The organism is Pseudoalteromonas sp. SR43-7 (assembly GCF_014163785.1).
In the GTDB taxonomy this organism is placed as follows: Bacteria; Pseudomonadota; Gammaproteobacteria; order Enterobacterales; family Alteromonadaceae; genus Pseudoalteromonas; species Pseudoalteromonas distincta.
The window spans coordinates 53,333-74,752 of the sequence record NZ_JACJDY010000011.1 but is presented as its reverse complement, the minus strand read 5'-3'; the positions used below and the strand labels follow the sequence as shown (position 1 = coordinate 74,752).

At 37.9% G+C, this 21,420-nt stretch carries 23 protein-coding genes; 1 reads left to right on the top strand and 22 read right to left on the bottom strand.

Features of this window, described 5'->3' with window-relative positions; translation table 11 throughout:
* Nucleotides 1-65: 65 nt before the first annotated feature.
* From H5087_RS10205 to H5087_RS10185, 5 genes are all read right to left on the bottom strand, one after another.
* Complete coding sequence (locus H5087_RS10205; protein WP_182671947.1) at nt 66-587, bottom strand: hypothetical protein; 522 nt, start codon at nt 585-587, stop codon at nt 66-68.
* A 56-nt stretch (nt 588-643) separates the two neighbouring features.
* A complete protein-coding gene (locus H5087_RS10200) occupies nt 644-2,182 on the bottom strand; it encodes an EAL domain-containing protein (RefSeq protein ID WP_182671946.1) in 1,539 nt (512 codons plus the stop codon).
* Between the two features lie 78 nt (nt 2,183-2,260).
* Entirely contained in the window at nt 2,261-2,896 is a 636-nt protein-coding gene (locus tag H5087_RS10195) for an SGNH/GDSL hydrolase family protein (RefSeq protein ID WP_182671999.1), read from the bottom strand.
* Between the two features lie 8 nt (nt 2,897-2,904).
* Complete coding sequence (locus tag H5087_RS10190) at nt 2,905-3,417, bottom strand: DsrE family protein (protein ID WP_182671945.1); 513 nt, start codon at nt 3,415-3,417, stop codon at nt 2,905-2,907.
* Nucleotides 3,418-3,482: 65 nt separating this feature from the next.
* Nucleotides 3,483-3,956 carry a flavodoxin family protein gene (locus H5087_RS10185; RefSeq protein WP_182671944.1) on the bottom strand — a complete coding sequence of 158 codons (474 nt, stop codon included), beginning with the start codon at nt 3,954-3,956 and terminating at the stop codon, nt 3,483-3,485.
* A gap of 77 nt (nt 3,957-4,033) precedes the next feature.
* Here H5087_RS10185 and soxR point away from each other — a divergent pair, with 77 nt between their 5' ends.
* The gene (gene soxR, locus H5087_RS10180; protein ID WP_024595605.1) at nt 4,034-4,495 is read left to right on the top strand and encodes a redox-sensitive transcriptional activator SoxR; all 462 of its coding nucleotides are present in this window, start codon (nt 4,034-4,036) and stop codon (nt 4,493-4,495) included.
* A gap of 14 nt (nt 4,496-4,509) precedes the next feature.
* Here soxR and H5087_RS10175 read toward each other — a convergent pair whose 3' ends face one another.
* From H5087_RS10175 to H5087_RS10095, 17 genes are all read right to left on the bottom strand, one after another.
* Complete coding sequence (locus tag H5087_RS10175; protein ID WP_076924320.1) at nt 4,510-5,676, bottom strand: lipase family protein; 1,167 nt, start codon at nt 5,674-5,676, stop codon at nt 4,510-4,512.
* Between the two features lie 23 nt (nt 5,677-5,699).
* The gene (locus H5087_RS10170; protein ID WP_259397764.1) at nt 5,700-6,131 is read right to left on the bottom strand and encodes a transthyretin-like family protein; all 432 of its coding nucleotides are present in this window, start codon (nt 6,129-6,131) and stop codon (nt 5,700-5,702) included.
* 237 nt (nt 6,132-6,368) lie between these two features.
* A complete protein-coding gene (locus H5087_RS10165; RefSeq protein WP_182671943.1) occupies nt 6,369-7,148 on the bottom strand; it encodes a hypothetical protein in 780 nt (259 codons plus the stop codon).
* An 82-nt stretch (nt 7,149-7,230) separates the two neighbouring features.
* Nucleotides 7,231-7,497, bottom strand: a complete 267-nt coding sequence (locus H5087_RS10160; protein ID WP_064387122.1) for a hypothetical protein — start codon at nt 7,495-7,497, stop codon at nt 7,231-7,233.
* Between the two features lie 77 nt (nt 7,498-7,574).
* Nucleotides 7,575-7,718, bottom strand: a complete 144-nt coding sequence (locus H5087_RS10155; protein WP_182671942.1) for a hypothetical protein — start codon at nt 7,716-7,718, stop codon at nt 7,575-7,577.
* 551 nt (nt 7,719-8,269) lie between these two features.
* Nucleotides 8,270-8,710 (bottom strand): hypothetical protein, encoded by a 441-nt coding sequence (locus tag H5087_RS10150; protein WP_182671941.1) that lies wholly within the window; start codon nt 8,708-8,710, stop codon nt 8,270-8,272.
* A 4-nt stretch (nt 8,711-8,714) separates the two neighbouring features.
* Nucleotides 8,715-9,587, bottom strand: a complete 873-nt coding sequence (locus H5087_RS10145; RefSeq protein ID WP_182671940.1) for a hypothetical protein — start codon at nt 9,585-9,587, stop codon at nt 8,715-8,717.
* A 166-nt stretch (nt 9,588-9,753) separates the two neighbouring features.
* On the bottom strand, nt 9,754-10,242 hold the full coding sequence (locus H5087_RS10140; protein ID WP_182671939.1) for a hypothetical protein: 489 nt from the start codon (nt 10,240-10,242) through the stop codon (nt 9,754-9,756).
* 60 nt (nt 10,243-10,302) lie between these two features.
* Nucleotides 10,303-10,803, bottom strand: a complete 501-nt coding sequence (locus H5087_RS10135; protein ID WP_259397763.1) for a hypothetical protein — start codon at nt 10,801-10,803, stop codon at nt 10,303-10,305.
* A 27-nt stretch (nt 10,804-10,830) separates the two neighbouring features.
* Nucleotides 10,831-11,583 carry an immunity 49 family protein gene (locus tag H5087_RS10130; RefSeq protein WP_182671938.1) on the bottom strand — a complete coding sequence of 251 codons (753 nt, stop codon included), beginning with the start codon at nt 11,581-11,583 and terminating at the stop codon, nt 10,831-10,833.
* An 8-nt stretch (nt 11,584-11,591) separates the two neighbouring features.
* Nucleotides 11,592-16,409 carry an RHS repeat-associated core domain-containing protein gene (locus H5087_RS10125; RefSeq protein ID WP_259397762.1) on the bottom strand — a complete coding sequence of 1,606 codons (4,818 nt, stop codon included), beginning with the start codon at nt 16,407-16,409 and terminating at the stop codon, nt 11,592-11,594.
* Nucleotides 16,409-17,260, bottom strand: a complete 852-nt coding sequence (locus tag H5087_RS10120; RefSeq protein ID WP_182671937.1) for a hypothetical protein — start codon at nt 17,258-17,260, stop codon at nt 16,409-16,411. Before H5087_RS10120 ends, H5087_RS10125 begins: the two co-directional genes overlap by 1 nt.
* Nucleotides 17,257-18,285 (bottom strand): hypothetical protein, encoded by a 1,029-nt coding sequence (locus tag H5087_RS10115; protein WP_182671936.1) that lies wholly within the window; start codon nt 18,283-18,285, stop codon nt 17,257-17,259. The genes H5087_RS10120 and H5087_RS10115 overlap by 4 nt, the downstream gene beginning before the upstream one ends.
* A gap of 2 nt (nt 18,286-18,287) precedes the next feature.
* Complete coding sequence (locus H5087_RS10110; protein WP_024595244.1) at nt 18,288-18,578, bottom strand: PAAR domain-containing protein; 291 nt, start codon at nt 18,576-18,578, stop codon at nt 18,288-18,290.
* A gap of 35 nt (nt 18,579-18,613) precedes the next feature.
* Complete coding sequence (locus H5087_RS10105) at nt 18,614-18,970, bottom strand: hypothetical protein (protein WP_182671935.1); 357 nt, start codon at nt 18,968-18,970, stop codon at nt 18,614-18,616.
* 7 nt (nt 18,971-18,977) lie between these two features.
* Nucleotides 18,978-20,855 carry a type VI secretion system Vgr family protein gene (locus tag H5087_RS10100; RefSeq protein WP_182671934.1) on the bottom strand — a complete coding sequence of 626 codons (1,878 nt, stop codon included), beginning with the start codon at nt 20,853-20,855 and terminating at the stop codon, nt 18,978-18,980.
* 73 nt (nt 20,856-20,928) lie between these two features.
* Entirely contained in the window at nt 20,929-21,408 is a 480-nt protein-coding gene (locus H5087_RS10095; RefSeq protein ID WP_024594574.1) for a type VI secretion system tube protein Hcp, read from the bottom strand.
* Between the last annotated feature and the right edge of the window lie 12 nt (nt 21,409-21,420).

The window sequence follows — 21,420 nt, the reverse complement described above, 5'->3', positions numbered from 1 at the left end:
ATACAATATAAAGGGAGCATTCGCTCCCTTTCACTTTAATTAACCTAAACAAATGAATTTAAAGGCTACTCAATATTCGCTTTTAATTTATTTAACGCATCAACCGAAAAACCTCGATCATAAAAATATAAAATTTCGCCGCTGCTATTTATAAGTACCACACGAGAGTTATTTGGGCTTTGATTACCTGTAAACTTTTGAACTGTCTCGCCATCTTTATAAATAGTGATTACCCCACCCCATAATTCTTTAGGGATGCCTTTGCGCATACCGCTGTCTATAAATGTGCTAAACATACGTGGTGCCATGCCGGCAATGGTTGGTAGTTCGTAGGTAGGAAGCGTAACACCTGCCATATCTAAACCAATTAACCAACGGTCTATATCAAACTGGCTGTCTTGCTTGTACCCAATGAGCAGTAGTGTTTTATCGGCTTTAAAATCACTAGGTATAGTCACCAAACTTTGCTCTAAGCTTTCGCCACTAATGCTTGGGAACTGCTTACCTGTTAATTGCTGGTTTGGGTACTGTGTTGTACATGCGCTAAGTAGTAAAAGTGCAAAACCACTTAATGTTAATTTGATCATAATAAACCTAATATTTATAAATTTCATACCGATACGTTTAGTATGGCAGCTGAGATCTAAAAATGCTGACTAGTTATATAATTTTTAAATTTAGACGCAGTCATGGGCTTACCGTACTTCCAGCCTTGTCCGTAATGCACACCCGCTGTTTTTAAAATGGCTTCTTGCTCAGTGGTTTCAATTCCTTCTGCTACACAGGTATAATTAAACTTATGCACAAGTTCCATAATATTCGGGATCATAGAGGCTTTTAAGCCCTCAGTTGTTATATCTTGAACAAACGTACGATCAATTTTAAGTTGATGAAAGCTCAAATTTTGTAAGTTTCTTAAATTTGAATAACCCGTACCAAAGTCATCTAATGATAAGTTAAATCCCGATTCAACCAAGGTTCTAAAATGAGCATGCGCGATACTTGTATCAAGGTATTCGTCTTCAGTTATCTCTAAACAAATAATAAAGCGCGAGTTGGTAAGCTCTGTAATTTGCGGCAACAACGATACATTACCCAGCTCTACATCACACGGAAATATATTAAGCGACACCTTAAAGCCTTCAGGCAATTCCTCTAGAGAAGTTAACTCTTTGATTGTGGTAGCAATCATGGCCTCAGTAAAAGTCCAGGTTAAATTGTTTTTTCTGATAACCGGAATAAACTCATCTGGAAATAAAGCACCGTACTTATCTTCAAAACGTGCAAGTACCTCGCAACCAATCAGCTTGCCACTTTGCAAACAAATAATAGGCTGGTAAGTCCAATAAAATGATCCCTTTTTAAGTCCTTTACGGATACGCTGATTAATAGAGCGACGTGCAGCAATTCTTGCATCAACTATTAACGCACTCGATATTCCCGCTAAACAGGTTAAAATTAACGAAATTATTAGTAATAAGTGGTTATTAGAAAAAAACAGACTCCAAGGTAAGTGCACTACCACACAATATTGACTATTTGTAGAACTGCAAACTAAATTAGTTTCGTAAGGAAAGAAAACATTGTTTTTTACTTGAAAATAGAGATCCTCTTTACCCGCTAAATGATGCAAAGTATTTGGTGTTTTATAAACAACTTCCCAATCAGGCGCAGTAACTCCAATATTAGTAAAGGGAGTACTCTGCATAATTAAATTATAGTCCCCTTGCCTGACTATAATTACCTCCATAGGGCGCTCACTAAATAATAATAAATAAAGCTTTGGCTCAAAACGAACCCTCACTTGTTCATCATCTCGAATAAAGTCAGGCTGTTTATCGTTAATTGGTTTACTTAATAAGCCTGCCCCCGTAGTACAAACTAACTGGTTACCTTTAAAAAAACCTATATCAATTACATATTTTGCGTCAAATAAAGCGCGGCGCATCTCAAGAAGAGTCGTGTTGTCACACTGTTTAAACGCAAGCTTATTTAATGGGGTAAGTATTCGACGCCTCTCTGCAATCGCACCTTCTACATGAGTGAGAATATACTCAGCATCTGACTTTGTTTGTGCTGTTAATTGCTGCGCTGCAAAATTGAGTAAAATAATACAGCCAGTTATAAAAACTAACACTCCGGTTAAAACGGCTATAATAGATTTTTGTTGGTACTTTTTCATAGCATCCCGAAGTTGTTAATTTATATCACTACTTTATTAGATGATTGCATAAGTCGCATTAAATTCACACAGATAGATTCAACAATTATTGCGTGAACTTTGAACCAATTGCGCTATTTTAAAGCCTATTGACAAATGTTGGTTATTATCAAAATGAATTCCATCACCATCTGATATGCTAATAAACGAGTTTAAATCAATAAAAGCACACTTATTATTAGCTGCAACGCTTTTAAATGCACTAGAGAGCTCTTTTGCTTTTGTATCAGCCTCTTCATAAATACGTGAATACTGCTCGGTTATTCTTATTTTAGGTGGGCTGGCAATAATAATTTTAGGGGATTTTAAAGTACTACCTTGCTGATAATAAATGTGTATTGAGTTAATTAAATCATTCAAGCCATCTGCTATTAAACTAGGTGTTAAATTAAAACGTTTTTTAAGATCGTTTGTACCAAGAGCTATAATAATAAGGTCGAGATCATGCTTATCCAAATAAGGTTTTAAATAGCTGACACCATTGAGCACACCGTCAAACGGGGGATTATGCACTAAAGTGCGATTAGGTTGCCCTGCCTCTATTACGTTAAAGCCACACCCTAAGTGTTTATTTAAAAGTGATGTCCAACGGGTATTTTCATCAAAACGTTTACCCGTTACAGGGTTTAAGCCCCATGTATTTGAGTCACCAAAGCAGAGAATGTTTTTTATTATTTGAGTCATTAAAATGGATTGAGCGTATAGCCTTGTTGTTGAAGTTGTGCGTGAGCGGTCATAGCTGAAAGCGACATCTTTACACCCTCAATTAAAAGCGCTGGCGTTACTTTAAAGTGAGTAGCCGATTGCCCGCAAACATACACTTTAGTGTTGTTTGCTAGTAGCTGCTCAATTAACGCTCGGTTTTTATTGTCAGCGTTAAAGCGTTTTTTATATTCGCTATTAGCTAACACATCAACACTTGCGCTGCCGTGCACAACTAATGCAAGTTGTATGTTTTCAGGCTTTACGCCATGCGCCACATGCATGTTAATAAAACGCGCTAGCGAATTTATTGAATTATTTTGCGCGCCTTTTTCAGCACCATCAGCAACATCAAAGGCTATTTTAAATACCGTAGCGTCATTAATTTCATCATGCTCGGGTACATTGTAATAATTACCATACCCCTTAATTGGTTGCTCTGTAGCATATATTAAAGGGCTAAAAAGCAGCACTAACAATAGTAAATATTTCATAAAACAATCCTGTGTTTTTTAAGATTATTACTAAACTACCAGAGACAACCAAAAAAGGCTGCAATTTAAGCAACCTTTTGGGTACTTTTATGGCTGTGGTTAATAAACTGCATACCTAAATAACCAAACGTATTTTTAAACTGCTCTACAAAACAGGCGGGGGCTTCACTTGATGACGCATTAGAAAGTACTGAAAAATGCTTACTGCGTAAACTACGAAGCTTAGGTTTTAATACTTCATCGTCCATATAATCGGTTATTCTATCGATAAATAATTTCATTTGTACCGTGGTGCTGTACCAATAAACAGGAGACGCAAACACCCAATGATCATATTTTAAAAGTGCTTCAAACACAGCGTAAAAATCATCATTTTTATAGTTTTTGTTATAGCAATACGGCGCAATTTTATAATCATCTAAGCATATTACACGCACATTATTTTGCTCTGCAAATCCATTAACGTGCGCCTGTGTATTACCATTTTTGCGTGCGCTTGAATAAATAATAACAGTGCTACGCTCAAGTTTTTGTTGCATTTAGTTAGCTCCTTTTTTAATGTTGAAAGAAGCTTAAAACCTCAAGTTATATTGAGGTCAAACGGAAATTAAAAATAATGCCAATAGATCAAAAAAAACTAACTGAGGCCAACTTAACCGTGGGTTATGTAGCAAAGCGTAGCGGCGTAAAAGTATCAACCCTGCATTTTTATGAAACCAAAGGACTAATACGTAGCTGGCGAAATGGCGGCAATCAACGCCGCTATAAAAAAGATGTACTGCGCCGTATAGCGGTAATAAAAGCCGCACAAGCAATGGGAATAACCCTTGATGAAATTAAACAAACATTGGCAACATTACCTGATCAGCGCACACCCACGCAAAAAGACTGGGCAGCCCTTTCAAAGCAATGGCAAGCACAGCTGGACGAGCGAATAGCGTATATGCAGCGTTTGCGCGATCGCGTTGATGGATGTATTGGCTGTGGGTGCTTATCTATGAGTAAATGCCCTATTTATAACAAAAACGACCACTTAGGCGAAAACCAAAGTGGTGCTATTTTGTTAGAGCGAGATTGAGGGTTAGATTAAAGTTAATCTAAGCCACTTAGCCCCTCTCTCGCCGCTCGGTATAAAGCGCCTAGGGTTGAGTCGAATACAGATTTTATAAAGCTATATGTAAGCTCCACCGCTTTACTAATTACTTTACCTGCAAACACTAACATATGCCCTAGTAAACCTAAGGTTTGTGTTGCAAACGAGGCTGACGCTTTAGCTATTTTATCTAAAGTACGCGCCAACATATCGTAAAAAGTGAGCCCAGTACCAATAGCAGCTTGGGCAGCAACTGCACTGTAATAGCCCGCATCTTTTAAAAGTGTGACTAACGCAGCCCCTAGTTTATCAGCCCAGTGGGAAGTAAAAGAGGCTTGATTTCTATCTTCAAACTTCAAACGTACAGGGGTACTCAAAAAATGATTAGCTTGAATGGTTAAGTTGTTCCAATTATTACTATTGGCTGTGTTTATATAGCCAGGCGTACCATTGAGAGTATGGGCAGCACCTTTTAAACCTTGCCCATTATCTAAGCGTATTTCTTGACCGCTATAAGGTGCATGCGAGAACGGCCACAAAGGTACCTTAGCAACTGGGTCTGCACCATGAGTACAGCGATAAATTTTATCAATTCTTGATGTCGCAGCCCGAGAGAAGTTTTCAAGCCCAACGCGCGGTGAGCCAAACGTATATAGCTTTACAGGTATTGAATATTCAGCTCTAATCCAATCGGCAGAAAGCGTCGCTAATGCACCACCTAAGCTGTGGCCAACTAAATGAATACAATCGGTTACTTTATCTTTAATATTAGCTTCAACAAACTCCTGTAACGCGGGCTTCATACTGTAAAAGGTCTTATTAAACCCAGCATGCACCATACTACCGTTTGAGCCTCCACTTAAACCAAAATGGCCATCAGTTAAGCCATCTCTTAGCGAATTAGTTCCACGAATTGTTATGACTGAATCACCCTGATAATCGCCAAGCCCATGCCCTACTAAAGCAAAACCCGTACTTAAATTAAATAAATGGGAGAAAAAACCTCCCGTTACACCTTGTACTGCGCCAGGGTTAACTGAAAAGTTAAAATTGTCGCGCAAAGATGCATGAAGTGAACGATGAAGTAGGTTAGTGGTTTTAATGCTTTTTGCTTTATAAGCAAGGTTAGCTAACTGTACCGCTTGGGTTGGCGTCAAAGTATTCATATAAGTTCCCTTTAAATTAATAGTTAAAGTTTACATGATGTGTAAATCGCAAAAGCGTGGCTGGTATCTTCTTTAATTGGAATATCGTATGTTTGCGGCTCTTTAGAAATATCACACTTCAAGTGTGCAAGAAGCTCTTTAAGTGTGTCACTTTTTTCATGAATTGAAACAAGCGTGTACCATAAAACAATTCCTTCTGGCGTGCCGTTTTCTAAATAAATATGTTGAACCAACGAGTCGTTATCAAACATATTAGAGGGCTTACCTGTCTTTATTGTTTTTTCTGTAAAAGTAAAATAACCGTATTCGTCTGTTGTGGTTTCGTCAACGTATTCATCGCCATAGGTGAGTGAGCGCATTACTTTAGTGTTTGCAACTGGCTGCCCATTATCTAATAACTGCCCCTTTACTGGAGCCGATAAATAAAATTCTTGTTTATTAAAAAAGCCAAACATATCCGCACAAGCCTGTGATGTAGTAAAAAAAACAACGGCAATAGAGACTATTACCAACACAAAAATTTTTAAACGCGATAAAAACAAAGCAAACACTCTCCCAAGACCTAGCTATAAGCTACTTAATGTTTATGGCCAATTAATTACACCATCCATATTTATATTAAAAAAAGTAGGGGAACATACTAATTAGGTACAATTATACTGCATGTTTTTTAATCAAAAAACAATCCTAATTTAATTATAAAATAGCGTATATATTAATTTACCAATACTACTAAACGCGATACTGCCCACAAGCAAAAAACCATATATAAAACTAATAGCACCAGCTGAAGGATCGCTCTTTTTATCAATTTCTATGCATGCCGTACAAATAACAAAAAATATAAAAAAGTTAGCTATCACACCTAAAATAAAAGCATTGCCAAATAACGGCGATACGCCAGCTAAAACTGCGCCCAATATTAGCAGCGAGCCTGAAAATGAATGTTTATTAAATCGGCTCTCTATTATTTTTATAACTAATGTGGCTAACATAAAGAGTAAAAAGTATAGCGTTGGCCAAAACTGATAATACAAATAGCCCCAGTTTAAAAGCTCACCTGTAGTTGATGAATAAGTTTGTTCACCTATGACAGGCGCTGAAGCATTCGCGGCATTTTCGGTAAAAAAATATCCTAACCCACCAATAATTAATTTTATAATCCCAAAAAATAAAAAACTGGCAATAGTAAACCCGATAGCGTCATCTCTTGTTAATCGCTTTTTAGCTTTGCTTTTTACAATAATGGCAAGCATTAAACCTAACAGGCATACACTTCCTAAATAAAGTAACGCCTGCCAAATGTTATCAGAATAAAATACAGCTAACCCTGGTGCTATAAAAAGATACATAGCATCTTCGTTATCTAATGAACGGCTTGGAGTACTCCGTTCTGACTCTTTAAAAAGAGCTAAATATACAAATAAAGGCTGTAAAAACAGCATTAAAATACTCGTGGTGATAAGGCTCATAGATCATCCTTGATGAGAAAAAATTAATGCAGCACTAGTGCTGCATTAATATTAAAAATTGAGTGTGTAATTATGATGGGGGTTATAGGTTTATTTTTTGAAAATATGTTTTAAGTTTTAAAAGCCCCGACTCAAGTTCAAATTTTTGTATTTTAGGATTTTTGAATTTAAACCCATTAGAAATATGAGTATTAATCATCGTCGCCATACCCTCAAACCCAGCAGGTGCACTAGCAACTAAATCGCTCAATAAGGGCTTAATAAGTACTTGATGCTCTTCTATTAAAGTTGGGTTTTCGTATATATCGTAAACAAGGTTAGTTAGTGTTTGTTGGTTTTGTTGTTCCATATCATTTCTATAGCGCCTTAGCTTAGGCGTTCATAGCTCCCTAGAGTTCTAAATTGAATAAAGGTAAATAAAATTTATTACTTTTTGTTCCTTCGGTTACTTTTTGCCATTTCTTTTTCGACAGCAGCACGAGCGTCTTTTATATCTTTAAAAAAATCATACTGATATTTAACAAGACCTTGGTATTTTTCTCCTTTAATTAAATAAAAAGAGAGCAACATAAAGGCTACATTGATAGCTGTTGAATATAATACCCATTACCTTCTAAAATTATAAAAAACGGTAAACAAATCACAGCTAAAAATAAAGCATAGAATTTTAATATATTTGCGCAAAAAAAGAGCCTTGGCTTACTTTGAAATTTATAAGGCAAAATGCTACCCCTGTAGAAAATAAAATTCCTAACAGCCACTCAGGTTCTGTATCAAAGTATTGCGTTAACACAGTCATTCCGGAGTATACGGTACCCAAAAGTAAGATGATTGTTACTAATCAGAACCTACGCAAAAGCTTCCATGGGAGGAATAATAAAAAGGTTTCGGTACCTTTAGCCATTAAAACCATCCCCATAGACCTAACTTTAAATTTTAGCTAATCAAAACTCTTGAGCTTTTTTGAAACGTACCAAACCATACCTACTTATTTAAGTAATTATTTTAGATAGTTTGGAGCCGTTATTACATTAAAAATGTTAAATATATGTCCATTAAAACTTGAATTATTAAAATCATCCACAAATGTGGACGGTATTCTCACCAAACTTTACCCCCAACTACTCTGAACGGTTACAAACAAGTGGAGAAAAGTCTTTATTTTCAATCTTAATTGAACAATTCATGTTAACCACATTTTGACTGAGTAGAGATAGCTCCAACTCAAATGTTAGAGTCTGAGATTCAACACTCAGATTGTAGATATCTAAAAATGATAACTTTTTAAAATCATGTGTAACTTTTAAAGCTTCATCATACACGTTACAAATATTCTTTCGTTTGATAAGCGCATTACTACCTGCTTCTAAAATCTCTAATCTTAAACATGGGAACTCGCTATCAGGATGAAATTTTATCCAGCGGAATAAGTTATCATTAACCCTTTCCACATCCATCTCTATAACATCAAAGCTAACATAAGTTTTGTCATCATTACTTATTGCTTCAGTACAAAAAAAAGTAAAAATCAAATAAATGCTAATCATCAATTGTTTCATCATACACCTATGAGTTTATGTATTTAATACGCGCCTGTTGCCTGGCAAGCGGTATACCACCCCAGTTAGCACTTTTATTTATTTCAGCTTTAAAGGATATTAAATCATTGTTCGCAACATGTTTTTGCAAAATTTTACGACTAGCAGGGCGGTAATCTCCTCTAAACCTTAAATCTATCAAAACATTTTTTATCTTCGGGTCTAAATTTAGCCAATCTGTTTTTCCATATGTTTGACTTGTTATAGTTTTATTACATATCCGCTTTACATCAGCTTCCATTTCTTTGTAAACAATTTCAAATAGCTTTAATTGCACCTGTGCTGATACTTCAAAATCAAGTAAGTCTTTTTCTATAACAAACTGCTTAGCTGCATTACCCATTTTACCTGCAGCAAGGGCTATAACATTAGCCACTTTATTATCGATGCCCGATTGAATAAGTTGACCACTAATTTTGGAAGATGTTTTATCACGCATATCGTAACCTCGACCAATGGTTAACCCAGACCTATTGGATGGCACATGGAAACAGCGGCTGTGATAAACCCCACCTTCTGTACCCTCAGCATCCCATGTTAAGATACCGTAGTTAGGCTTTGTAATTGAGACTTTGGTATAAATGCTAGATAAAAATTCAACTAACTTTCTAAAAGTCCCTCGGTTCGCAGAAACTATGCCATCTGGATTCCCCATTTTTATAACTTTTTTCTGAAAGTGCTTAATTAGGTCAATAAAGTGGTGATCGACCTTACTATTTACAATAAGGGATAACCCCGTTTTACGTGCATAAGCATTTAAAAGTGAGCGTATCAGTTGTACGTCAGCCGATTTATTTGCTGATTTTAATCCAACGCTTGCAATCATATTTAAGTTGAACATGAAATTCCTTTTCTATAGAAGTGTATTATTTTAATAATTTTTATTAGAAATAACGGTGCTAATTTGTACTTTAGGTTTGATTTAAAGCGCCGCAGTTATAGTTAATTAAAGTACTGGTTAATGTTATTAATCTCTGCGCTTGAAAAAGCCATTTGCATATTTATTATTAATTTGAATCATCTAAGTCAATCTCTGTGCCAAATGGAACCATTAATGCTTTCTCCACCATATGCTCGACTTTTTCGTCATTAAGCCCCGACAGCGAATCAAATAGCATTTGACTAAACAATAACGGTTTTTCAGCTTCATTCTCACTAAACTCTGCAAAAGGGTCATTGTCATAATTCTCTGACACTTTAAACCCTTTTAATTTACTTACTTGAAATTCAAGGCTTTTCAAATCACCTAGCTTTCTAACGTAATCAGTTATCTCTTCATCATCTTCCGGAAAGTGGTATAAAAAAACACCGTTTTCTGGTAGGTGATACTTTTTAACACATTCATCGCAGTACCAAGTTAAATCATAATTATCATCGAGGAAATCGATTGCATATGGAATTGGCCTTATCTTCCTTTTGCTTGCCATGCTTTTTGCTAAATGACTACACACCTTTTGTGCTGTAATAAATTTATTTATCTCTTCTTTTGTAGGCATTATTTCTCCGTTTTCATCTAAGAAAAATATTAAAGCATCTTTTAAAATCGATTGAATGTTTTACTCTTCTATCAATACTACGATAGATTTATTCTGCTCTGCGGCGTCTCTAAACGTAACAAAGTAGCGGTCGCGAACTATTTCATAAGCTTGCGGGTCGAGCTCACCAGCCCTATGCTCAACATCATCTACTAGACCTTTATTTTCACTATTATCTATATCAACTTCAAAATACTTTTTTAGCAAAGGAAATAGGTCTTGCACCATCTCACTTGAAAAAAAGCCAAAAGAACCACTTATGTTAGCATCCGGCCCAATTAATTGATGAGGGAAATAGTTAAATGTACAAACTGGCAACAACCCTTGGCCACCTACCACTGCATCAAGTAACTCAATGGCCGGGATAAAGCCACGCATGTTTAGCTCTATAGATTGCCATCTAGTAGCTTCATCTTGGGTTATATCTAACAACTCTTGATATTTTTGCTCATCACTTAAATTCAGTGTTGTGGGATAAACATCTTCATCAACAATAAAAAGATTAATTACACTACTCATCATTACCTCTTAAAATAGGTGGGGATAGATTTAATCATTAATTAAATATAACGGTAAATAAAGTGAGTCAGTTTTACACTGCCAACCATGCATATCTTTACCCAATTTAGCCATGCTAAGCGCATTTAATGACATGACCGCATTTCCATCTTCTTTGAAGTCACCGTATTTACACTCATCAGCGTGCCACGCAATTACTTTGTCAATGCTTGATTGCCATAATAAATCATCGCCAATGGTAAGACCTTTAATGGCCTCAATAAGAGGAACAATGCATTGTTGTACATCTTTATCTTTAGTTGATTTAGCCTCTTTAAGCGCATTTTCAATTTCTTCTTCCGGCAGTACTTTACCTGTGCCTATTTTTATTAGTAAGTGATCATACAAAAAAATAGCTTTCTTAGTTACGCTGCTGGTTGTAAAGTCATCTGCATGTTCACGTAACTTACTTATTGTTGTTTCATCACCAAACAACAAAGTAACATTTAACTCACCTTGAATTGTCCACTCATTGTTGTGTCCTTTTAATTCAGGATCAAAGCCTGTTAAATACGCGAATGGCGCTGCCTTTTTTAAATAACACTTAGCTTCTTCATAATTTTCTAAAACATAGTGTGCGTACGCCAACTCTTGGTACTCTTCAGAAAGAACCCAACAAGCCCTCTTTTTGATACCAACCTCAACAGATTGATCACCCATATGCCTCAGTCTTATCTCTATTGTAATAGGCGATTCTTCAAATAACTCATCAAATTCAAAATCATAATTATTTAGTTTTAACATATTTTTTCCTATGGAAGAGGCTGAAGCTTTCCACCAATAATTTTACCTTCGACCTCTTTGGCCTCAATTACTAATTTAGTTACTTTAGGATCATCATTTTTTATAGCTTTTAAAATATCTTTACCTAGTTTGTTTTTCTCTTTATATTTTTCTGACTTTTTCATTGATTTCAAACTATTTTTAACCCACGGGTCAGTCATCTGGTCGCCTTTTTTTGCACCAGTTAACAATTTCGCACCAGGGCCTTTAGCTTCAACAACAAAGTACTCTATAACTTTGCCATTTTCGTCTCGTTTAGCCCAAACCTGATCGACTCCAGGACCCGGGCCAAAGCCCATTTCCATTTTTGCTGGAGGAGGAGGGTCTGAAAACTCTTTTTCCATATACATGGAAGCACCAAGTTCACCTTTAGCCTCTGTAATCTTAGCTTTAAAAGCACCTTGCCTTCTCTTAGAATCACCTTTACCTATCGATTCAGCCAGTCGATCTTCGTAACGCTTTCTATACGCAGCAACTGCTTCTACATGCTTTTCAAGTGTCGTTTTTTCAGGTGGCCCAATTTTCCCTTTCATTAGTTTTTTTGTAAATAACTGAACTTTTCGATCTTTACTGTTGGAGTTTTCTGGAACGTTCTCAATACCTCCAGCTTTCAACACATCAAATACATGCGTTAAACAACTTTGATTAACAGGATCATATAATGGTGTGTCCAAATTCTCTGGGTTCCAATCAGCTCTATCGAGCGCCATGTCGCCTTCTCTAAGTAGCTGCCTCTGTAAGTCACTTGCTGCTAAAGCATTTGGTAATTTAATAGTCGTTTTTTCGATCGATTGCCCTGCAAAGTCTTTCTCATCATAACGGATGATTAGCGTATTAGTTATTGTGCCATCCTCTTCAATGCCACCATGCTGATGAGTTTCAGTGGTATCGAATATTGTTTTAACCTGAATCGCAAAATGCATGTTTTTACCATGCCCAATTTTTATAATTGTGGCAGTTCCTTCCTTACACTCTAGCCCAAACGGGTCCACCCAATTCACCGGGTTCGGCGCATATTGATAGTGGTTTATGCCACCCACTAAGCCAATTGGGTCTTGGTTTATAAAACGTTGCTGTTTGGGGCTGTAGTAGCGATAACGGTTATAATGCAGGCCACTCTCTTCATCTAAATATTGCCCTTGAAAACGAATTGGCTGAGTGAAGGTGTTTCCTTTATTAGTGTCAGACTCGGCTTCTGGTTCTTCATAACCATACACATCTGCTTGATTTTCCCATACAACTTCTGCTTTGTTGTTGGTTACAAAACGCGGGGTATTCAGTTGGTCTAGGTGGTAGTAGTACACCTCGCCTTGTTTAATCAGCGCAACTGGGTGAAATTGATTCGGCAGGTTGATATACCAGGTATATTCACCGTGTTGGCATTCGCCGATTAACTGGTCTTTATCCCAAATGTAGTCAATTTTACCGTGCTCGGTGTGCTTGGCGATACGACGACCTAATGGGTCGTAGTCGTATTGGGTAAGCGTGCCGTTGTTGTTAAAACAGCTTAACTGATTAAACGCGTTGTATTCACGACGGGTTTTAATGCCTTTGCCGGTTTCGCGTATTTGGTTACCGAACTCGTCGTAGTAAAAGTCGCTGTCGCCAAAGTGTGTTAAACGGTCTGCTTCGGTAGCACTGTTTATGGTCGTGTTGTTAGTGCCTTTATTGTTTATTACTGAGTCTGCGTTGCTGCTATTTTTATTACTATTTGGCGCTAAATCGCTGTATACGTTATGGTTGGCGCGCGTTAAATCAATAGAAGTGCTAGCATCAGTATGATCATTATTGGCAGCATTATGTTTTGTAGCTTGCTCGCCTGTATCTTTAGTGTTTGCAACGCCTATATTTGACTGCACCGTCTGGCTAACTGGGTTACCAAAACTATCCCACTTATAATGCGTAGTTGTATCAGCTCGTGAGCTTGCTAAAGTTTGTTGTATTAACTGCCCGAGGCTGTTGTATTCAAAGTTGATGTTTTGACTGCTTACACCTTCGTTTTTACGGGCAATCAGCTGGTTTACGCTGTCGTAATTGTACGTACAGGTATCGAATAGTGTTTGCGCTGGGTGTGTAAGCTGTTGCTGCGTTAAACGATTAAATACATCAAACTGTTGAGTAAGGGTTATGCTGTTACAAAACTGCTGGGTTTTAATATTACCTTGGCTGTCGTAGCTTAATGTTACAAGCGGCTTTGCGAGCTCAATCTCTTTGCTATTGGTTTGCAGTAAGTTAATGCCGCTTAGCTGGCCAAAGTGGTTGTAGCTGTATTTAAGCGTGGTTGAATCTGGCAGAGTAAGTGATTGCCGTCTGCCGTATTCGTCATAACTGTATTTTAAAGTATGCGCTTGTTGCTGGTTATTTACTTGCTCGGCGCACAGTAGCCTGCCGCCTTTATCAAACGTTTGTTTAAGTGTTGATTGCGCATTATGTGCACGCGCAATTTTACCTTGCTTTGTGTAGCTGTAGTAATTGGCGTTATTAACGATATGTGAGTCGCTTGCAAGGCTTGCATGCTGCGCAGTTACGCGGCCAAGGCTGTCGCGCTCTATTTTTACATGGCGTTTATTACTTTGCGTTACTGAGGCTAAGCGATTACAAGCATCGTACTTATATTGCTGTAGCGTGCCATCAAACCCGGTTATTTGTGTTGGGTTTTCGTTAGCGTCGTAACTTATGCGGTATACGTGGCCGTCGCTTCGCTCGATGGCTGTTAAGTTTCGCTCTTTGTCGTACGTTAAATGCAGTGCGCTGCCATCAGGCTGAATAACACAATGCGGTTGGCTTAGCCCTTCAAAGTGTTGCTCTGTGGTATCGCCTTTGCTGTTTTGCGAGCTAATTAATCGCCCTGCTTCGTCGTAGCTAAAATATTGATGCTGTTTATTTTCAGGCTCTTTTTCATCAAAGGCAATGGTTTGTGTAAGTTGGCCGTGCTCATTGTATTTATATTGAGTGAGTAAGCCTGCGTTATTAAGTGTGGCATTTACGCGGCCTAAGCTGTCGTAGCTGTAACGTATTAGCTCATCGTTTAGGTGTTTTGCTAGCAGCTCGCCTTGCTCGTTCCAAATAAACTTGGTGATTTGGCCGTTTTTGTTTATGTGTTGTGTTAACTGGCCAAGCTTATCGTAGCTGTATAACGTGGTGCGGCCATCGCCAAAGGTTTCGCTTTGTAATAAGCCAGCTACACTGTATTTACGCGTAATGGTTTGACCATCAGGTAGGGTAGTTAATACACGTTGCCCAAGTTGGTTGTAGGCAAAATGGGTTTGGTTACCATCTGGCTGTGTTATTGTTTCTAACTGGCCGAAAGGTGTGTAGCTATAGCGCGTTGTACTGCTATCTGGCTTTATTTCACTGAGCTTTTGCCCTTGCGCATTGTATGTATATTGCCAAATATTGCCATTAGGGTCGGTATGTTTTACCAGCTTACCTTGTGCGTTATGTACAAAGTGCTCTTTATGACCGCGTGAGTCTATACAGGTTGTCTCTCCAGCCTCTAAGTTATATTCAAACTGGTAAGTATAGGTATTGTTATCGCCCCATTGCTTTATACATTTAGCGCTAGGTGAGTAGCTATCCCACTCAAAATGATGGCTAAAGCCACTGGCTCGGGTACGCTTTGTTAATAAATTAGCGGCGTTGTAGGCGTAGCGCTCAGTTTCGTTTTGCTGATTAGTAGACTGAACAAGGTTTTTGTTTTCGTCGTACTCATAGCTTGCAAGCAATGGCGATAGCAATTGCTGTTTGTTGTTCTTATCGGTGCAGTACGCTGCTATTTTGCTTAATAAACCTTGCGCGTTGTAGCTAATAATACAGCCACGTACTTTGTTTACTTCTATACGGTGTAGGCGCTCTTTCGCATCGTAATAAAACGCGATGCTTTGGCCTTTTTCGTTAATTATTTTTTCAAGCAACCATGCGCTTTCGCCTGGTTTAAAGGTAAGGTGTTGGTCGTCTGGCGTTACAAGTACTTGCTTACCATTTGTTTGGTAATGTAGCGCAAGGTTACTACTTAGCTGATAGCTTGATTGGCCAGGTTTTACCTTTTCAAATTTATGTTTAGCGCCATGCTCGTCTTGGTACTCTAACCAGTAGGTGCCTTTTTGCTTAGGACCCACTTTTGGCGGCGGCAAGTAATGCTCTGTAAGGCTTGCCATAAAGTCATGGCGCCATCCATTACCCATTGTTGTGCACACATCAGCATGAGATGAGCGATACAAACGTCGCCACACTAATTGGCGGCTGCCTGCTAGGGTAAAGTCGATAAGCGGGAGAATTTCTTCGCCCGACAGCATTGATACCGGATCTGAACGGCACTCTTGATTTATAATTGGCTCTTCGCTTGCGGTGTTATTAATCGCACCACCCGTGTTTTTTACAGGTGCTTGTGATGCACTTTTCCCCGATGCGGTTGTCTTAGATTTTTTGTTAGAGTTTTCATCCTCCGAGCTACTATTAGTATTATCACTAACTTGAATAGAATACTTAACTTTTTCACGAAAACACTTAATAGTCCCTGCAGCAATTGCTTTAATAAGCGAGTTAGCGGTTTTACGTTGGTCGTCTGCTTTAGATGCATCAATACCTATACTTATAAGTAGATTAATAGTGTCAATCCGTTTAGAGGGATCATTTGTGAGCGTTTCACTAACTTGATCAACTAATCGGTTCGCACTTTCATTGGTATTTGTTACAACAGCTTCGTAACCTGCAGGTGCTTTTGCAGTACCAGCAACGAGGCAAATGGGGTAACTTGTTCCTTGTAAAACAACTGTATTACTTTGCATTAGTTGTGTACTTCCTCACTTATCCATAAGTATGATGCTGCGGCCTGGTATTTTGATTGTTCTTGAGAAATCACTAACGCGTGTTTAAAGTGATTTACAATAGCCGGGCTTGAGGTCAATTGATATAAATTGACGAGTCCTTCAAGCGCACCAATTTTACCTAATTTGTAATTAGGTAATTCATAATGTGTATGCTCACTAATTAAATTACTGAGCAATTGTAAATTTGTTAACCACACATCGCTTTCGTGGTTTACGCCATTACCTGGCGCACATATAAAATCTATTTGTTTTTTACTATTAAGCGCAATGTTAGAAAAAATCCCACTTAATTGGTTATGCTTTATAAAATCTACAGATGGAGCCAGTTCGTGGCTTTGTTGCATCCAACCAGTTTTAACCGCTGTAACAGTTGCAAATGCACCACCAACACCTTGATAGGCATATTCACCGTTTATGTTTGCTTTGTGTGTAGCGTCTACTGCAAGTACGTTAACCTTTTTCCACTGATTTTTTTGCACAAGTTCAATCATTGCATTAGCGCCTGTAGCACCATAAAACAAAATATGACTTACATGCTGTGGAAATAACTGTTTTAAACTATTTGCCAAAAGTTGCTTAAGCTCGCCTTGGTATTCAAGCGCAGGAAGCAACCAAACCAAAGGCGCTTGTAGGTCTTCAACTTTTGCAAATAATTCTTTTGCTTTTAATATGCAATCGTAAATGCATGCATTCCACGATTGCCATTCTTTAAACTCATTTGATGCAGACTCTTCGCCGTATAAAAGCTCATCTATGTCTTGAGAAAATGGCGCTAAAAAACACTCCATATTAATATTAAAAGCACTCACAACACGGCCTCCGCAGCTAACTTTTTAGCAGTAGCGTGCTGGTAGTAGCTATATAAATTAAATACAGCTTGGCTATAGCTATCCATAGCAGACATTTCTATAGCATTTAACTTAGTATTTAGCGCTTTACCTGCTATTAAGCGCGAAGATGAAAGCTCGCCCTCAAACTTTGGCCAGTTAGTGTGTAACTGACGCTTAAATTCACTACACGATAACTCATCACCTTGCCATGCTTGCAGTTGTGTTTCAAAGCTCACTAATAAATCAAGCTTATCGCCAAGCAAGCGCCTTATTAAAGCAATAATGGTACATGGTTCTTCAACTTTATTTAAAAAAGTATTAGCTAATGGAATTAATTTTGCAAAGCTACTTTGCAGTAATACCTGCATGGTTTGGTCAACCGTTAAAGTATTGCTTGCATGGTTGCCAACTACATTCACCTGCTCCCAACTGAGTGATAATAAAAAAAGCGACATTAACGGAGAATTAATAAGCCCGGCATTGCATATGTGTTTAAACGTATTTATTACATCGGTATTTTTGGCTTGGCTACTTATTAATAAATTTTGCTCCAACGCTGGCTGTAAATGCTCAAGTGACTCTTTGTCAGTGGTTAATGCAAAGCACAAAGTTTTTAAGTCAATATAAGCGATTAAATTCAAGCTATGTTGTTGTAATAGAACTTTATAAATAATTAATTTAGTTAGGCTATGTAAGGTAGGCTCGTTCATTAAAGCGTTAATAAACGCTAAGTTAATGTTTTGAGGCAAATTAGCCATTACCTCAACGCATGCTTGTGCAGTGGAATCAATATTGGGGTCACTTTGTAAAAAAGTGATTAATTGCACTAAATCTGGCTGGCTAAATTTTTGTGGGACGTTATTTTTCTTAGCCGTTAACCAACATGCTTCTAATAGCTTTGTTTTAAGCGTTTTAATAAAACCTACGCATGTAAAAGGGCAATATTGTGCTTCACTAATTGCTAGCAGTTGCGCTTTATGATTACTTAGGTATGTAGATAGCAAAGTTAGCCACCTATTAATACTGTAGGGTTGCCAACAACAATTTTACCGCCGTGGGAGCTGTCATCACCCATTCTAGCTGCAGGCTTACCGTTAATTTTAACCGAGCCAGAACCCGATTTAATACTATCTGGTGGGCCAATACACACCATCATGTCGCCTTTACGCGCAGCAGGCATTCCACCAATTAAGACATTAGTTGAACCAATAACTACAGGGCCGCCTACATGCGGCACTGTGCCGGTTGTTTTGGGACACACATGCATGTGACCAATTGTAGCTGCGGGCTTGCCCATAAAGACTCCTTGTCTGTTTATATTTTTAAATAAAACTAATCAAATAAAGGGATAATTAATAACTTGCTGTGCGCCACTAATAGAGATAAACACTCTATTAATTCACTTTGAGAATAATCTGAAAGTGCAACAGGGCTTTGCATAGCATATTGGTATAATCCCGACACAACATCTTCACTATTTAATACTGGGTGTAAATTATTTAAAAACTGACCAGCGTAATAACCATTCATTGCTTTTAGGTGACTTAATGCTGGATTTAGCAATGGATCGTCTGGCCTATTAATTGGCAAACATATTAAATGCGCAAGCCCATAACGGCAATATACAACATATCCGTTATTATTAATGCCGTTTCTAAGTCCTGAATGAAAGCTATTTATTATTTCCATATTTGCACTAATTTAATTTAATCATTCCAGCTGATAAAGTAATAGCACTGCCGTCAACTTTAACATTACTACCTTTAATATTTATGTTAGTGCCTTCAATAGTTATATTACCACTACTGCTCATTTTAATTTGTGCAGAGCCTGTTTTAATAACTATTTCATCACCCGCTTCTATATTTAATGTTTTACCTACTTTTAAGGTATCGTTTTCGCCCATTTCGGCAATACGATTTTTAGCAACATTAAGGGTATCGTTGTTAGCAATATCTGTTTTTCTGTCGTTGCCAATTTCAATGTTGTGGTCGTGATCTGTCTTATCGTTTTGATCGTTTTTAACATAGAGCTGCTTGTCTTTTTCTGCTTGAAGATAAACCAGCTCACTGCCTTTTTTATCTTCAAACCTAAGCTCGTTAAAATTATCTGCTCCGCCTTCTTTTGTAGAACGCGTTTTTATGCCGCTTTGCGTTTTTTCTGCCGGTAATGCATACGGAGGCATTAAGTCTGCGTTATACACGGCCCCACTTATTATAGGTTGATCTGGGTCGCCATTTATAAAATCCACAAGTACTTCTTGGCCAACGCGAGGGAAGAAAAAAGCCCCCCACTTTTTACCAGCCCAGTTTTGGGCAACGCGGATCCAACACGAACTTTTAGAATCTTTTTTGCCTTCTCTGTCCCAATCAAATTGCACTTTTACACGACCATATTGGTCAATCATAATTTCATCAGCGCTGTCGCCAGTTACGATTGCCGTTTGGACCCCGTTTATTACAGGCTTTTTCTTATTTATTTGTGCTCTGTAAGGGATTTCTTTTGGGACACATTCAAAGTGATTTGAATAAACTTCTTCTACCGATGACTGCTGCGAACCTGATTGGTTGGGTACTGTAATTGAAGTCATCATAGAGGTAATAACAAATGTTTTACCTTCAAGACGTGGGTCTTCGTGCTTTTTAAAACTAAATAACTTACCTACAGTAAATGAGCGGCAATCACTGCGCCCACTAGAAAGCTTCATATCTCTTTGCAGTGACTCTAGCTGCACAGACGCTAGATTAGCAGCGCGCGGATGGCACTCTTGCTCGCCCGTGTATTCAAAAATTTCAGAGACCGATTGAGTAGGAAGTTCAGCGTTTGCTTGCTCGCCATCTGGGTATCGTGATGGCTGTTTAAAGTCGTAACCAACACGTTTAAAACTACCAGGGGCAATGCTTAAGCCACCTTGCCAGCGCGATACGTGTGATTCGCTTAAATGGCCAGTTGAAAATACAACTTTGCCCTCATTACATACTTCGTAAGCCGTAATATCATCAGCTAATACAAGCGTATGGTTACTGTTTGAGTGTTCAAAAAAGTAAAATATACCTTCTTGTTGGAATAAGCGCTGAATAAAATCAAAATCAGATTCTTGATACTGAACACAATATTCATATTTAGGGTAGGTTTTACTGGTTTTATCGCTAAAGGCAACATTGTGTTGGCCAAATAAATCAGCAAATATTTCTTTAATTGTTTTCTTTTGAAAAATGCGGCTATTTTTACGATTGCGCATTGAAGCTGCGAATGGAACTATCGTCGCTTGATAATCTATATAATTTTTTTGCTCGTCAACATCAGCCGTACGGCTGCCATTTGAAACCAAATGACTAACAATGCCGTGGTAGTAACGCTCACCACCGCCATCTGCATTTTTTACTTTAATAGATACAGGTTTACCCACTAAGTCTTCGTGAGCGATTTGTTTTCCAATAGTGTACATATTGGCAGACATAACAAACAAATCAGACATTGCCTCTTGGGCAACAAAACGAGTTAAATAGAGGGCATCTTTACCAACAGGGGTGCTAATTTGAATTACGTTTTTATCTTGTGTTGCTTTTTGCATTCCTTGCTTTTCCCGTCCTAAAGATCAAAAAAAGCTCTGAGCAATGCCCAGAGCCATTATAAGGTAACAAATATTACATTTGTTGACCTTTAACACCGCTGTAACCGTATACAAGAGGAGCAGTAATGTTATTTTTGTCGTCTGTTGGAGTAACAGTCATCATCATTTCTGTGTAGCTGATAGTGATTGTTTCGATTGGACGATCATTTTGTACTGAAACTGAGTAGCTAGAAATCATTGCATCTGTAAGTTCGATTTTCATGATTTCTTCAACCTTATCACCTTGCTTAGTGATATGGAAAACAGCTGGTAAACCTTTACCGATTGTCGCTTCTTTGAAAAGATCCGGAGATGCTTTATCTTGAAGTTTAGTGATTGTTACGTCACCAAGGCGAGTAGAGCTTGACTCACGGTCCATCGCTGTACCAGTAGCTGAGCTAATTTCGCGACTTACATTCCAATCAAGAGATAAAACTGTAATTAAATCTTTGAAAGACTCAGCAGTAGTTTCGCCTTTGATTGAACCGTATTTTAAATATGTATTTGCTTGCATTTGATAATGCTC

Bases quoted from the DNA above. Each gene is read 5' to 3' on its own strand.
- H5087_RS10205 (WP_182671947.1), bottom strand. From the start codon at position 587: ATGATCAAATTAACATTAAGTGGTTTTGCACTTTTACTACTTAGCGCA.
- H5087_RS10200 (WP_182671946.1), bottom strand. From the start codon at position 2,182: ATGAAAAAGTACCAACAAAAATCTATTATAGCCGTTTTAACCGGAGTG.
- H5087_RS10190 (WP_182671945.1), bottom strand. From the start codon at position 3,417: ATGAAATATTTACTATTGTTAGTGCTGCTTTTTAGCCCTTTAATATAT.
- H5087_RS10185 (WP_182671944.1), bottom strand. From the start codon at position 3,956: ATGCAACAAAAACTTGAGCGTAGCACTGTTATTATTTATTCAAGCGCA.
- soxR (WP_024595605.1), top strand. From the start codon at position 4,034: ATGCCAATAGATCAAAAAAAACTAACTGAGGCCAACTTAACCGTGGGT.
- H5087_RS10175 (WP_076924320.1), bottom strand. From the start codon at position 5,676: ATGAATACTTTGACGCCAACCCAAGCGGTACAGTTAGCTAACCTTGCT.
- H5087_RS10170 (WP_259397764.1), bottom strand. From the start codon at position 6,131: ATGTTTGGCTTTTTTAATAAACAAGAATTTTATTTATCGGCTCCAGTA.
- H5087_RS10165 (WP_182671943.1), bottom strand. From the start codon at position 7,148: ATGAGCCTTATCACCACGAGTATTTTAATGCTGTTTTTACAGCCTTTA.
- H5087_RS10160 (WP_064387122.1), bottom strand. From the start codon at position 7,497: ATGGAACAACAAAACCAACAAACACTAACTAACCTTGTTTACGATATA.
- H5087_RS10155 (WP_182671942.1), bottom strand. From the start codon at position 7,718: ATGTTGCTCTCTTTTTATTTAATTAAAGGAGAAAAATACCAAGGTCTT.
- H5087_RS10150 (WP_182671941.1), bottom strand. From the start codon at position 8,710: ATGATGAAACAATTGATGATTAGCATTTATTTGATTTTTACTTTTTTT.
- H5087_RS10145 (WP_182671940.1), bottom strand. From the start codon at position 9,587: ATGTTCAACTTAAATATGATTGCAAGCGTTGGATTAAAATCAGCAAAT.
- H5087_RS10140 (WP_182671939.1), bottom strand. From the start codon at position 10,242: ATGCCTACAAAAGAAGAGATAAATAAATTTATTACAGCACAAAAGGTG.
- H5087_RS10135 (WP_259397763.1), bottom strand. From the start codon at position 10,803: ATGATGAGTAGTGTAATTAATCTTTTTATTGTTGATGAAGATGTTTAT.
- H5087_RS10130 (WP_182671938.1), bottom strand. From the start codon at position 11,583: ATGTTAAAACTAAATAATTATGATTTTGAATTTGATGAGTTATTTGAA.
- H5087_RS10125 (WP_259397762.1), bottom strand. From the start codon at position 16,409: ATGCAAAGTAATACAGTTGTTTTACAAGGAACAAGTTACCCCATTTGC.
- H5087_RS10110 (WP_024595244.1), bottom strand. From the start codon at position 18,578: ATGGGCAAGCCCGCAGCTACAATTGGTCACATGCATGTGTGTCCCAAA.
- H5087_RS10105 (WP_182671935.1), bottom strand. From the start codon at position 18,970: ATGGAAATAATAAATAGCTTTCATTCAGGACTTAGAAACGGCATTAAT.
- H5087_RS10100 (WP_182671934.1), bottom strand. From the start codon at position 20,855: ATGCAAAAAGCAACACAAGATAAAAACGTAATTCAAATTAGCACCCCT.
- H5087_RS10095 (WP_024594574.1), bottom strand. From the start codon at position 21,408: ATGCAAGCAAATACATATTTAAAATACGGTTCAATCAAAGGCGAAACT.